Origin of the sequence: Mesorhizobium neociceri (assembly GCF_013520985.1) — a bacterium.
GTDB lineage: Bacteria > Pseudomonadota > Alphaproteobacteria > Rhizobiales > Rhizobiaceae > Mesorhizobium > Mesorhizobium neociceri.
The window spans coordinates 871,603-884,971 of record NZ_JACDTY010000001.1; the positions used below are offsets into that span (position 1 = coordinate 871,603).

At 61.3% G+C, this 13,369-nt stretch carries 11 protein-coding genes; 3 read left to right on the forward strand and 8 right to left on the reverse strand.

Annotated features, from left to right (window positions below):
* Positions 1-7 precede the first annotated feature (7 nt).
* The 4 genes from H0241_RS04095 to H0241_RS04110 form a co-directional block, all read right to left on the reverse strand.
* Positions 8-712, reverse strand: a complete 705-nt coding sequence (locus tag H0241_RS04095; protein WP_181056109.1) for a cytochrome c oxidase subunit 3 — start codon at positions 710-712, stop codon at positions 8-10.
* A complete protein-coding gene (ctaD, locus tag H0241_RS04100; protein ID WP_181056110.1) occupies positions 709-2,478 on the reverse strand; it encodes a cytochrome c oxidase subunit I in 1,770 nt (589 codons plus the stop codon). The genes H0241_RS04095 and ctaD overlap by 4 nt, the downstream gene beginning before the upstream one ends.
* Before the next feature lie 24 nt (positions 2,479-2,502).
* The gene (locus H0241_RS04105) at positions 2,503-3,387 is read right to left on the reverse strand and encodes a cytochrome c oxidase subunit II (RefSeq protein ID WP_181056111.1); all 885 of its coding nucleotides are present in this window, start codon (positions 3,385-3,387) and stop codon (positions 2,503-2,505) included.
* Between the two features lie 234 nt (positions 3,388-3,621).
* Complete coding sequence (locus H0241_RS04110; RefSeq protein WP_181056112.1) at positions 3,622-4,548, reverse strand: DMT family transporter; 927 nt, start codon at positions 4,546-4,548, stop codon at positions 3,622-3,624.
* A gap of 194 nt (positions 4,549-4,742) precedes the next feature.
* Between H0241_RS04110 and H0241_RS04115 the strand changes: the two genes are divergently transcribed.
* Both H0241_RS04115 and H0241_RS04120 read left to right on the forward strand, forming a co-directional pair.
* Positions 4,743-5,678 (forward strand): LysR family transcriptional regulator, encoded by a 936-nt coding sequence (locus tag H0241_RS04115; RefSeq protein WP_268926399.1) that lies wholly within the window; start codon positions 4,743-4,745, stop codon positions 5,676-5,678.
* 198 nt (positions 5,679-5,876) lie between these two features.
* Positions 5,877-6,656, forward strand: coding sequence for an alpha/beta hydrolase (locus tag H0241_RS04120; RefSeq protein WP_181056172.1), 780 nt, complete (start codon positions 5,877-5,879; stop codon positions 6,654-6,656).
* A 747-nt stretch (positions 6,657-7,403) separates the two neighbouring features.
* On the opposite strand, the gene H0241_RS04130 is transcribed toward H0241_RS04120, so the two are convergent.
* From H0241_RS04130 to H0241_RS04145, 4 genes are all read right to left on the reverse strand, one after another.
* Positions 7,404-9,224 carry a pentapeptide repeat-containing protein gene (locus H0241_RS04130; RefSeq protein ID WP_181056114.1) on the reverse strand — a complete coding sequence of 607 codons (1,821 nt, stop codon included), beginning with the start codon at positions 9,222-9,224 and terminating at the stop codon, positions 7,404-7,406.
* Positions 9,217-10,479, reverse strand: a complete 1,263-nt coding sequence (locus H0241_RS04135) for a hypothetical protein (RefSeq protein WP_181056115.1) — start codon at positions 10,477-10,479, stop codon at positions 9,217-9,219. Before H0241_RS04135 ends, H0241_RS04130 begins: the two co-directional genes overlap by 8 nt.
* A 17-nt stretch (positions 10,480-10,496) precedes the next feature.
* Positions 10,497-11,618: a trypsin-like serine peptidase gene (locus H0241_RS04140; RefSeq protein WP_181056116.1), complete on the reverse strand. Its 1,122-nt coding sequence runs from the start codon at positions 11,616-11,618 to the stop codon at positions 10,497-10,499.
* Positions 11,619-12,080: 462 nt separating this feature from the next.
* Positions 12,081-13,076 carry a zinc-dependent alcohol dehydrogenase family protein gene (locus H0241_RS04145; RefSeq protein WP_181056117.1) on the reverse strand — a complete coding sequence of 332 codons (996 nt, stop codon included), beginning with the start codon at positions 13,074-13,076 and terminating at the stop codon, positions 12,081-12,083.
* Positions 13,077-13,161: 85 nt separating this feature from the next.
* On the opposite strand from H0241_RS04145, the gene H0241_RS04150 reads away from it, so the two are divergent.
* A partial coding sequence (locus tag H0241_RS04150) for a helix-turn-helix domain-containing protein (protein WP_181056173.1) occupies positions 13,162-13,369 on the forward strand: 208 nt, incomplete at its 3' end.

A 13,369-nucleotide genomic window follows, 5' to 3' on the forward strand; every position in this document is an offset into this window, starting at 1 on the left:
CGACCTCCTAGGTCAGCAACTGCCGGCAAATATCGATGAACGTCGCGGCCCAGCCGGCCAAAAGAGCGAAGATGGCGAGCCAGACGAAAAGCAGGAAATGCCAGTACATGGCGCACAATTCGACGCTGAGGCGAAGCCGTTCCGGCCGTGCTCCGTTCCAGGCGCCGGCGGTTGTTCTGCTCAGGCCCACCAGCCCTCCGACTATGTGCAGGCCGTGCATCCCGGTTATCAGGTAGAAAAAACTGTTGGCCGGATTGGAGGCCAGGAAATAGCCATCGGCGGTCAGGTCCCGCCATGCCATGAGCTGCCCGATGAGGAAGGCGATCGCGGTGAGCCCAGCCGCGACAAGGCCGAGCCTGACCGTGTCCATCTGGCGCTTGCGTGCCGCGACGGAGGCGCATTGCAGCGCGATGCTGCTCAGGACCAGCATGCCGGTGTTGAGCCAGAGCAGGCGGGGCATTGGCAGCGGCTGCCAGTCCGACAGCGCCATCCGCATGAAGTAGGCGCTGGTGAACAGCGCGAACAGGCAACCGACGACGGCAAGGAAGACACCGAGGCCGATCTTGGCGGTCGGCAGGCCCGACCGGTCGAAGGGGACAAAATCTTCCGCCACACCTTGCTCGAGCCATGGCTTGGTCATCAGCCGCTGATGGGAGAGCCACCAGCCGGCAAAGCCGGCAATCACGAGCAGGAAGACCAGGATGACGCTCATGCGGGCTCCCTGGAGGGGCCGAAGGTGCCCGGCATGTTTTGCGGAATGAAGTCCTCCTTGGCGCCCGGCACGCTGTAGTCATAGGCCCAGCGATAGACGATCGGCAGCTCCTTGCCGAAATTGCCATGCGCCGGTGGTGTCTGCGGCGTCTGCCATTCGAGCGTGGTGGCCCGCCATGGATTGCCACCGGCCTCGCGGCCATGGCGGATACTCCAGATCAGATTGAACAGGAACACGATCTGGGCAAAGCCGACTATGAACGCCATGATGCTGATGAACGAGTTCAGGTGATGCGCCGACTCCGTCATCACCGTCACATCGGTCATCTCGGCATAGCGCCGCGGCACGCCCATCAGGCCGATATAGTGCATGGGAAAGAAGATCAGGTAGGCGCCGAGGAAGGTGACCCAGAAATGGAACCGGCCGAGCGTCTCGTTGAGCATCCGGCCGGTGACCTTCGGGTACCAGTGGTAGATCGCGCCGAAGATAACGACGATCGGGGCAACACCCATGACCATGTGGAAGTGAGCGACGACGAACATCGTGTCCGACAGCGGGACGTCGACGACGACGTTGCCGAGAAACAGCCCGGTCAACCCGCCATTGACGAAGGTGACGATGAAAGCCATGGCAAACAGCATCGGTATGGTGAGATGGATGTCGCCGCGCCACAGCGTCAGCACCCAATTGTAGACCTTGATCGCGGTCGGGATGGCGATGATCAATGTCGTGGTGGCGAAGAAGAAGCCGAAATAGGGGTGCATGCCGCTGACATACATGTGGTGCGCCCATACCACGAAGCTCAGGGCGCCGATGCCAACGATGGCCCAGACCATCATCCGGTAGCCAAAAATGTTCTTGCGCGCGTGCGTGCTGATCAGATCGGAGACGATGCCGAAGGCCGGAAGCGCCACGATGTAGACTTCGGGGTGGCCGAAGAACCAGAACAGATGCTGGAACAGGATCGGGCTGCCGCCATTGTGCTGCAACTGTTCGCCCATCTCGACAACCGCGGGCATGAAGAAGGAGGTGCCGAGCACGCGGTCAAGCAGCATCATCACGCAGGCGACGAACAGCGCCGGGAAGGCGAGCAGCGCCATGACGGTGGCGGTGAATATGCCCCAGACGGTCAGCGGCAGGCGCATCATTGTCATGCCGCGCGTGCGGCCCTGCAGCACCGTCACGACATAGTTCAGGCCGCCCATGGTGAAGCCGATGATGAACAGGATCAGCGAGACGAGCATCAGGATGATGCCCCATTCCTGGCCGCCAGGTGTTCCGGTCATGATGGCTTGCGGCGGGTAGAGCGTCCAGCCGGCGCCGGTCGGTCCGCCAGGCGCAAAGAAACTCGACACCAGAACCAGCACGGCAAGCAGGTAGATCCAGTAGCTCAGCATGTTGACATAGGGAAAGACCATGTCGCGCGCGCCGACCATCAGCGGGATGAGGTAGTTGCCGAAGCCGCCGAGGAAGAGTGCCGTGAGCAGGTAGATCACCATGATCATGCCGTGCATGGTGATGAACTGGTAGTAGGCCTCGGGGGTGATGAAATCGAACGTGCCGGGGAAGCCGAGTTGCAGGCGCATCAGCCAGGACAGCACCAGCGCGACAAGGCCGATGGCCGTTGCCGTTGCCGAATACTGGATGGCGATGACCTTGGCATCCTGCGAGAAGACATACTTCGTCCACCAGCTGTGCGGATGGTAGAGTTCCATTTCCGCAACTTCGGCAGGCGGGACGGCATCTGCAGGCGTGACATCGACCATAGGCGGAGCACCTCCGTGCCCTTTTCAGCGGGACCCGACTGTTTCGAGTTTTACCGCAACTTCTAGAGCTGACGCCGTCGCGTTGCCCGGCGCCTGTTCCGCCGAGCCCGTCTGCTGGGGCGCCGACAATTGCGCGAACGTCTGCTGCTGGTCGAGCCAGGCCACATAGTCTTCCTGGGTGTCGACCATAACGATGCCATGCATCATCGGATGGCCTTGGCCGCACAGTTCGGCGCACAGGACCTGGAAGGTTCCGGTCTTGGTCGGGGTGAACCAGAAATAGGTGACCGAGCCCGGTATCATGTCCATCTTGGCGCGGAATTCCGGAACATAGAAATCATGCAGCACATCGATCGAGCGGAGCAGCATCTTGACCGGCTTGCCGACCGGCAGATGCAGGTCGGCCGCTTCGACCACGACATCGTCCTGGCCGTTGGGATCCTTGGCGATCACGCCCAGCGGATTTTCTGCGGTGACGTCACGGGTGTCGGATGTGCCGAGCTTGCCGTCCTTGCCGGGCAAGCGGAAACTCCACTGCCATTGCTGGCCGACGACTTCGACCACGGTTGCGTCGCTTGGAACGTTGACGAACTGGCTCCAGACGAACAGCCCGGGGACCAGCATGGCGGTTACACCCACGCCGGTAACGATCGTCAGCCACCATTCGAGCCGCTTGTTCTCCGGTTCGTAGGCCGCCCGGCCCCCCTCCCGATGACGGAAGCGAAAGACGCAATAGGCCATGAACAGCACGACGGCGGCGAAGACGACGCCGGTGATCCAAAAGGTGATGATGATGGTGTTGTCGATATAGTCCCAGTTCGAGGCAATCGGAGTCCACCACCATGGGCTCAGGAAGTGGAACAACACCGAGCCCACGACGATCAAAACGAGTACAACCACGATGGGCATGTCCCGTTCCTCCCGGTATTTCAGGGGCGCAAAGCCGTCCCGGGAAAATACCAAATGCATCATGCGTGATTTGCGATCGAAATTCTAGAGCCGGCTGTGGAAGGGGCGAAAAATTGCTTTTGGGACGGCGGACCTTGCTTCGTTGGTGACCTCGCGGCGACACCTCGACCCCCCAGATCAGGGGAGGGACAGGAACTGGTGATCGATTTCGGCTGACGTGCCGCGCCACCGGGATCAAAGCGCCTTGATGACGATGCAGCCGGCCAGAAGCAGGACGACGCCGGCGAGCCGCATGCCCGACACCAGCCGCTGCGGCAGCCGAAACCAGCCGAACGTGTCGACGAAGATGCTGGCAACCTGCTGGCCTGCCACCGTCAGGCTGACGGCAGCCGCCGCCCCGATGACCGGGATGGCGGTGAACACCGTCGTGACATAGGTCGCGCCTGCAAACCCGCCGACCCAACCCCACCAGGGCATCGATGACAGGCCTGCGAGGCGAGGGCGAGGTGTCTTCGCCAGGGCGAACGTGGCCAGAAGAACTGCGGCCATCGCCAGCATCGCCACCAGGAACGAAATGGTGCCGACGGCGAACGGCGCGCCGCCAAGGTCGTGCCGAAGCAAGGCATTCACCGCGCCTTGCACCGGAAGCACGGCGCCGGCCAGCAGCGCCAGCCCTATCCAGCCCAGCTTTGAGGACGCGAGATTGTCCGCCGCGCCCTTCTGTCCGAGAACGATGAGGGCAGCACCAACGAGCACAATAAGCATGCCAAAGGCTGGCCCGGCTCGCAGTCCAGCTTCTGGAATCCCGAGCCAGCCGAACGTGTCCAGGGCGAAGGATGCAAGCATCTGCCCGGCGATGAACAGCCCGACCGACACGACGGCGCCGAGGCGAGGGAACAGAAGAATGGTTGAGACGACGTAGAAGGCCGATGCCATGCCGCCAATCGCGTGCCACCATTCGGCCTTGCGAATGGCCAGCAGCGCCGGCGTCGTTCCGGTGAGGGCTGTGATCGACAGCAGCACGACCGCGCCGACCGCGAGCTGAAGCGTGGTTGCGGCAAAGGGCGAACCGACTGCCTTTGAAAGTTGTGCGTTGGCGCCGGCCTGCACGGCGAGCAGACCGCCGGCGACAAGCGCCAGGGGGATGAAGAGGATTTCCACGATCGTGTTTCCTAAATTTGGATCATACCGGCCAAGCGGTATCGTCGGCTCATATGGCGTACGCGTTGTCGCAGAGCGATCTGCCGATTTGCCCAATAGTCGTGCAAATTTGCACAGGCATGCGAACGGATGACCCGAAAGACTTATGTTCCTGGCTCGCCAACCGCAGCGCCGTCCGCTATTTATCTGCGTAAATGCACAGCTCTCGCGACCACATCGACTGGGAAGATCTCCGCATGGTGCTGGCTGTCGCCGACGGCGCGTCGCTGGCGGCCGCGGCGCGCATCCTGGGCGTGAACCACACCACAGTGCTGAGGCGCGTCAACGCGTTCGAGGCGCGGCTTGGCATCCGTCTTTTCGATCGGTTGCCGACGGGCTATGCGCTCACCGCCGGCGGCGAGGAATTGCTGGGTGCTGCGCGCACAATGGCCGAAACGGTCAATGAGCTGGCGCGCAAACTGTCAGGGCAGGATCTGAGGTTCGAGGGCACGTTGCGGGTCACCACGACCGACACGCTTATGGTGTCGGTGCTGCCGCCGATCCTGGCTGCATTCCACAAGCTGCATCCCGGCATACGGGTCGAGGCGATGACGCAGAATTCGATCGCCAATCTGACGCATCGGGATGCCGACGTGGCGATCCGGCCGGTGTCGCAGCCGCAGGAAATCCTGGTCGGCAGGCGCATTTCGGGCGTCGCCTTCGCCGCCTATGCGGCACGCTCCTATGCCGAGACGCTGCCGGCGGAGCCGAGATTTGGGCTCCTGCGCTGGATCGCGCCCGATGACAGCTTGGCCAACACCGGCGTCGCCCGCTGGATGCGGTCGTCACTGCCGGATGCCGAGATTGCCTTGCGCGCGGATTCCCTGGTGACGATGTCGCACGCTGCCGGCGCCGGCATGGGGGTTGCCGCACTTCCCTGTTATCTCGGCGACAGTCTGCCCGGGCTTGTGCGGGTCGGAGGGCTGATCGAGGAGATCGGCTCGGCGCTGTGGGTGCTCGTGCATGACGATCTGCGCCGCACGGCGCGCGTCCACGCCTTCACCAAATTCGTCTCCGGCGAATTGCAGCAGCGGCGCGATCTTCTGGAAGGCAGGCTTGGCGGCGGCGTGCTCGAGAGGAATGCTAGCTGAAGCGTGTGCGCTCGGGTTCAGCCCCACAAAAAGCCTCCGAGCTCGGCGAGAGCCCGAGGCATGCGATCACGAAGCGGTGACGGCCGTAACGAAGGCTCGACAGGCTGCGAAGTGTGGACGTCGGCGCCGGGCGAAGCATTTGCGGCGCGTCCCGGCGCAAGTCTGGGCGCGATCTGCCAACCTCTCAAGGAATCCACGATCATGATAAATCGGCGTACTTTCTCCACCGCGCTCGTCGCTGGGGTGGCGACGAGCATATTGGCCGGCTCCCACAAGACGCGCGCGCAGACGGCCCCCAAGGTTCGCAATGTCGTTCTGGTCCATGGCGCCTATGCGGATGGCTCGTGCTGGTCAGAGGTGGTTGGCCTGCTGCAACAGGCAGGCCTCAACGCAACTGTCGTCCAGCATCCGCTGACCACGCTGGAGGCAGGCGTTGAGGCAACGCGCCGTGCGATCACCCTCCAGGATGGACCGACGGTCCTTGTCGGACACTCCTTTGCCGGCATGATCGTCACCGAGGCAGGAATGGATCCAAAGGTGTCCTCGCTCGTCTATGTCGCGGCGCGCGCGCCGGATGCGGGCGAAGACTACACGGCGCTCGCCAAGACTTTTGCGGCGCCGCCCGCCTCCGCCGGGCTCGTCTGGTCCGCAGGCTACGGCAAGCTCGGCGAGGAGGCTTTCCTGCGCGATTTCGCCGGCGATATTCCTCGCGGGAAGGCGCGCATCCTCTACGCCGTCCAGGGGCCGATCTCTGACAAGCTTTTCACCGGCAAGACAACGCAAGCGGCGTGGCGCTCGAAGCCAAGCTGGTATGCGGTCTCGACCGAGGATCGCACGATCAACCCGGATCTCGAGCGCTTCATGGCAAAGCGCATGAACGCAAAGACCATCGAAGTGAAGGCAAGCCATTTGTCGTTGATCTCTCACCCGCACGAGATCGCCCAACTCATCTCGCAAGCAGCCGGGCCGCTCAGCTAGCGAGATTGGCCGGATCTGAGGCGCCTCAGGGCGCCCTTCATCGAGGCATTGCCCTTTCCTGCCGATGATGATGTGATCGTGGACGACGATGCCGAGCGGCCTGGCGGCGTCGACGATCTGCCTGGTCATCTCGATGTCTCATGGGAAGGGCATGATGAGAACGACCCAGCGTGCGGTCGTGGATGGAGCATGATCGGAACTGCAGGCCGACTCGTCGGTCGCTTCTGCGCGCCCTGACTTATTCAACAGCATGGCTAGGCGGGACTCGGTAGCGGCATGCGGGGGACCTGCGAGATTACCGCCTGCGTTGCGGTAAGGCTCAAGGGGACGGCGGCTGTGTGCTCGGCCTTCTGGCGTTCGCGCTGCATTTTTTTGCGGCGATCCAGATGCGGGTAGTAGAGCCACAACAGCATCCATGCTGCGACGCCGCGGACTGCTCGGACCCATACTTCAGCACTACGGCGCATCTATCGATAAGTAGTTGTTGTTAGAGTTCTTAATTCGAAGCCTAGTGAGACTTGGCGACTGGGTTCTTGAAAACCTCGTGTTGCGGGAGATGGTCTGATCGTGTATATTTTCCAAACCTAGGAGGGAGCAGTTGTGTGTTCCAATAGAATTTTGGGCTTTGCAGCCATTTTCGCCCTGATATGCGGGATCGCGGCGGGTTTGGCCACGCTAGGCGGCTCTGTGCCCGCCCAAGCAGGGCCGAGCCAGTGCACGGTACAGTGTTGACTCGCTCGCCCGCGCTTAACTTCGTGCTCCTTGGCAGAAGGCTGGGGGCGGCATAGAAGGACGGAATCTATCAATTTGTTCGTAGATCGCCTTCTGGAAATCTCCTTTGATATAAGCCCGCAGTGTGTGCATCTCGTGACTCGGGACATATCGCAGTTCGACCGAACGTTTGAGGAAGGCTAGCGCCAAGTCGCGATCGTCGATCGCCTGGTGCGCCACAGCCGCCCGGAACAGCGCCCCACCATCCTTGTCGAGGATCGGCGTGACCTCGTTTCGATAGATATCCGCCGCTTCGGTGCTGCGGCCACTCTGAAGCAGCACATATGCTCTCGTGTCCTGCAGGTTCGCCAGATTCCACGTCAAATTCGGAGCTGAGTCTGACTTTTTGAGCCTTTGCACTATGCACACCGCCTCTTCGGCGGCATCTAGTGCCAGTTCTGGTCTGGAAAGCTCGCTAGCGCGAACAGTGACACGACTACTACAGATCTGGTCCAACGAAAGCGAAGGCGACGGCAAGGGAGGTGTTGCAGGAGGGGGCAGGCCCCAAGTCGCAAGATCCCATGCTAGCTGGTTCTCCGAGGCGCCGGGCGAATTAGCCGCCGCACGTTCTTTCACATGAGCAGGCCAGATATGTTTCTCAAATCCCTTCGACTCGAAAAATCCGGCTTGTTCCGCAGTCAAAAGCGCGGCGATCTGGCGCGAGTTCCAGCCTTCGGCTAGCCACCATGGTGAATTTCTGAACTTGCTGTCGAACGGGAACCGATCATCGAACGTTGCCCCCCAGAACGAGGCAAGTCGCAAGTCGGCGCCCTCAAAATTTACGTCTTCGCCGATGCAGGCCCGATCGAAGATCGCACGGTATAGCCCTGCATCGGCGAAGGATGTTCCCGCGATGTTGGCCTCGCGGAACTGCGTCAGCGAGAGGTTCGCCCCATTAAAGTTGCTTCCTGTGATGCTCGTGTTACTGAAAGAGGCGTTGTGCAGGTCGGAGCCTTGAAGATCGACCGATATGAACGTGGCCGACGAGAAGTTGGGCGCGTTCAGCTTCAGCCCGGGCGCCTTCACCTCTCGGTACAAGATATTGCCCGAAAGATCATATGGCTTCTGCAGCGGCTGGTACAGCCCAAGCTGCCACAGACTATCGCGTACGGATTCGCCGTTGGAATCGCGAAGCGCCGTTTTCTTGATGGCGACGATAGCACGTTCGCTAAGAAGCGGCACCAAGACGAAGAGAAAGAGGAGCACAGCAGTCACCCCCCCGATTGCCGCAATGGTACTGATCATCCAGATCTTCTGGAGCGCCTTCTGGCTTGCGTGTACTAGTTTCTCGATGTCGTCATCCATGCTGCGGAATTTGGCCGCGTGGCTGAGAGCGTCCCCAGTCAGCAGAAACCCCTTCTTCCCGGAGTCGCGCCACAACCGGGCGGTCGCAGCCAGCCGGATGACGTCGCGCGTCTCAGGATCCGGCCTTGCGTTTGCTGCTTTCGTCGCACCGGCCGCTTGCAACGTATCCGAAGGTTCCGCCAGCCGTACGCGTTTGAAGTCACCGGACTGGGGATTGGGTAATCCCAGCAGTTCGGAACACCAGTATTCGATGATCGCCTGCGCTCCTTTGCGCTCACTCGGCTCGCCTAGCGTCACGCCGGTTGCCGCTGCTCTGCGGATGAACTGCCGCACATTCTCGGCGACGCCATCGCGCAGGGCGTCTGCCTTCGTCTTCCCGCACCTCTGCCGAAGTTCGCTGTGTTCCCGATGCAGCACAGCGAAACTCTCGAACGGTGCGGCAGCGGAAACCGGCGCGGGCGAACCGGCGGTAGTGGCTGCGGTTTCAGACACGGTCGAGTTCCTGCAAGATCGCGTTAAGCGGCTCATTGACCTTCCGCAACATGACGCAGTCGGCCTTTAGCATCGCGCCGATCGCGAAGAAGCAGGCCGCGATCAGCTTGCGATAGTTTTCGCGCGGGATGTTGATCCTGTCCCGCTCCTCGGCGTCGGCCATCGCGTCGCTGATTTGGTCAGCAAAGGTCCTCGCGTCCACGCTCCAACCAGCATCTGGGTCGAGCTCGGCAAGCCACAGGATGCGCGATTTGAACCTGAACCAATCGTTAATGGTCTCCGCTTTAGTGGGGCCTGGCACGTCGAGCAGGGCGTCGATTAGCGGCAACTCCTTCTCAGCGTCCTGCCACATCCTGTGCTTGAGAGCACGCGCCAGCACGGTCGGCTTGAGGTCGTGCACTGCATATCCCAAGTCGATGAACTCCGGCCTTGTTCTGAAGTCGAGCGGCGGATCCTCCACGATTGCCGGCAGCGACAGTTTTCGGGCGGCGTCGAAGACGTGGCCGTTGAGACGAATCAGATGCGGCCAGATAAGATCGCGGACCTGCTCGATCAAGTCACGTTCGATGTTACCGTCTTGCGCTGCGGCAGCAGCCTCGAGCTGCGTGCCCAGCGGCTTAAGCGCGGCCATCCACTCCAGCTCTACCCTCTCCTCGTCGGTGTCGGCCCCGAGCAATGGCGTCGCTAGAGTGGCCCGTTCGAGGGCATCGTCGATCGCTATGTGCGCCTCAGTGGCCTGGCCAAGCACCTCTCCAAACGTCAGCTGCAGTTTCAGCCCATGCAGCGACTCGTGCAGGCTCTTGTAGGCGAACAGCCGAGCCGTGTCCTGCACCATCGCCTGCAGCCGTGTTTGCTTGAGGCGCCACTCCTCCCTCACATTGGGCGGCACCGGAGTCACCAGGAACTGCTGCAGGTCAGCGAGCACGCGTTCGACCTGTTGCTGCAGCTTTGGTGTTGTGATTAGCGTCTCAGGGCATGCCCTTACAATCAGCTCGCGCAGTTTGTCATGTTCCGGCCCGTTTTCCAACGCCGCAATCAACACATAAGTCAGCAGCCAGCGATCGGCTTTCGTTTCCTCTAGCCCCGTCAGGACATCCGAGATTTGTTTACCTAGCGGAAGCGTTGGATTAGTCCAGTTGACATGTGGGTTCTCGCCAGTGGCCTCTTGGACGAGGTCCCGGATCTTATCGCTGTCGTTCAGGAAGGCTCCAATGTCCTTGGTAACGAGAGGGCGCAGATTGGGGAGAATGGACATAACTCTTCTCGCTGCCTTCAGTCGCCCAACGCGCCGGAAAAACCATTGGTGGCGATGAGCTGGCGGATCAGCTCGATCGGGACTCCCTGATTAAACAGTGGGTTCGCCCATTTCGGATCGCCGTAGTGATGCAGGGCTACGATATCCCAATCCATGTTGAAGCAGGGAGAGCCAGAAGAGCCGGGATCCGTATTGGTGCGGTAGCGCAGGCGCGTGCCGTTGCCATTGCGTCCGATCACCGCCTGCGTGTCGAGAGCGAGCTTCATCGGCGATCCTTCCGGATGCTGCACGATCAGGATCGGTGCGTCACTGGGGAGCGGCTGGGCCGCCGCGGGTAGCACGATCCAGCCACGCTTTTCGCCATTGAGCATCTGTTCTCCGGCCGCGCTCTTGAGCCGCAGCAGTGCGTAATCGAGCTCCTGGGCGGTAGGCAACGGGTTCTCGGGCGTGTCGGTCGTCTCTGCGGCGCTGTAGTGGCTGCAATCGATCGGGTCTGGATGCGCCGCCACTAGCTGACCGGCCTGCAGACTGTTGTCGGGTAGGCGCGTGTAATCGAAACGGCAAGCGAGATCCGCAAGGTATCCGGCCGCCTTCACAGCTTCGTATACGTGCCAGTTGGTAAGAACGGCGTCAGGCCCGACGAGGACACCGCTTCCCGCGGCAGTGCCAGCGTACTCGATACGGCAGACGCGGCGCTCTATCTCGAGCAGCCGCTCGACCCAAACCCGCACGTCGAGCTTTGCGAGATAGGGCCGCACGTTCCGCTGTAGGCCGGGCGCCATCGCTTCCGCAGGGGTTTTAGGCAGCAGTTGCCCAGCAGTCTGGGCAGAAATGGCGATCGTGTGGTCGGGAACGGCAAGCGCGGCCGGACACTGCTTCGCTATCGCTTGACGGACGTCGTCTCTGCCTGGCCGATGAACATACACATACCGGAGGAACAGCTTGGTTGTCCCTAGTTCTTCCAAGGCGTTGAGCAGCTCAATGACAGTTGCTCTGCGCGGCTTCCCCAAGCCAACATACTCCACGAAAAGCCGGTCGCCGGTGCTAGCGTGAACGAATTCGTTTAGATCGTCGAAGCTCAGGGTGTCGGCGATAAGCTTGCCGAGCTCGGCGATTGCGGTTCCGCTCAGGTTACTCAAACTCCTTCTCCTTTCCGTAACCGGCGCTTGTGGAGGGCCGCGCAGAGAACGTAACACCGACGATGATTGATCAAGCTCGCATGCGACACTCTTCGAAGCGGCTGAACGCCGAATACGGCAAATCCGGCGCTTGCTTTAATATTTGTTATTCTAACTCTTTACGCAACACTGATTCATATTTGCGGAGGCATTGGCTTCAAATCAGGCCGCCCGGGGTCGATATGAATTGTTGGCGCTCTTCATCTGTCGTGCTGGATATTTTCAAGCATATTTCCTGCGAGTCTGGTGGGTTTGCCGCCGATGAACTCGAAGAAGTAGGGCAGCGATGCTGCCGCCCAAGCGGGCAGACTAGCAGCAGACCCTTCATCGAGACATTGCCATTCCTGCCGATGAGGATGTGATCGTGGCGAGGCCGAGCGGTTGTTCGTGCCCCGTCTGCGCTCCCTTAGGTCCGGCAAGAGATCAGTGCTGAATGACGACCTTGCCGATGCTATTGCGCGCGCCGTAGTGTGCGATGGCTGCCTTGGCGTCGTCGAATGCATGGACGCTGTCGATGACCGGGCGGATGTCATGCTTTTCCATCGCCCGGCACATGTCCTCGAGGTCCCGGCGGCTTCCAACTGTCACCGCGCGAAAGCCGACCCGGCTCATGAACATGGTCATGAAGTCGACGCCACCTTCATACCCTGCCAGGATGCCGACGATGGAGATTTCCCCGCCAACCGCGGAGGCCTTCATCGACTGCGGCAGAGTCGATGGGCCGCCCACCTCGACAACGCGATCGACGCCGCGGCCGTTGGTGAGGTCGCGGACCACGTCACCCCATTCGGGCGTCGTGCTGTAATCGATGACGGCGTGCGCGCCGAGCCTGCGAAGCGTCTGCGCCTTGTCATGGCTGGAGGTCGTCGAAATCACCCTGGCGCCGAGCGCGACGGCCAGCTGCACAGCGAACAGTGAGACGCCACCGGTGCCCTGGGTGAGCACCACATCGCCGGCGCGAACACCGGCAAGTGCCGACCATGCCGTCACCGCGGCACAGGAAAGCGTGGCGCCTTCCTCGAAGCTCATGTGAGACGGCATGGCAACAAGGATCTCCGCGTTGACCACCTTGTATTCCGTCAGCCAGCCATCGTGATGGACGACCCACTGGTCGGGTGGCGTGTTCAACGTTCCGCCAAACCAGTTGGGAAAGAAGGAATTGACGACCTTGTCGCCGACCCGGAAGCGATTGACGCCCTCACCGATCGCCTCGATTTCGCCGGCGCCATCCGACAACGGCACGCGGCCGATTTGAACGGTCGGCTGATACTGGCCGGCAAAAATGGGCAGATCGCGGAAGTTGAGCGACGACGCCCTGACGCGGACCAGGACTTCACCGCGACCAGGCTTCGGAATTTCGCTCTCTTTGATGATCAGGCTGTCGGGCCCGCCAAAACTGTTGATGTGGAATGAACGCATGATCTTGCTCCTGGGCTCGATGCCTTGTGGTTTCTGTCTATCGGGAGCATGATTGTTTGATAATCGCCCTATATTGGTACGGCCTGTGCAATCAAACTTCACAATAGATCGAGCGCGCATGGACGGCGTGGTCATGTTTCTGGCCGTTGCCGAACTGCGCGGGTTCCGGGCCGCGGCCACGCGTCTCGGGGTGACGCCGTCCGCCGTCAGCCAGGCAATTCGGAACCTCGAGGCCCGTGTCGGCTCACCGCTTTTTGTGCGCACGACCAGAAGCGTGAACCTGACGGAGGCAG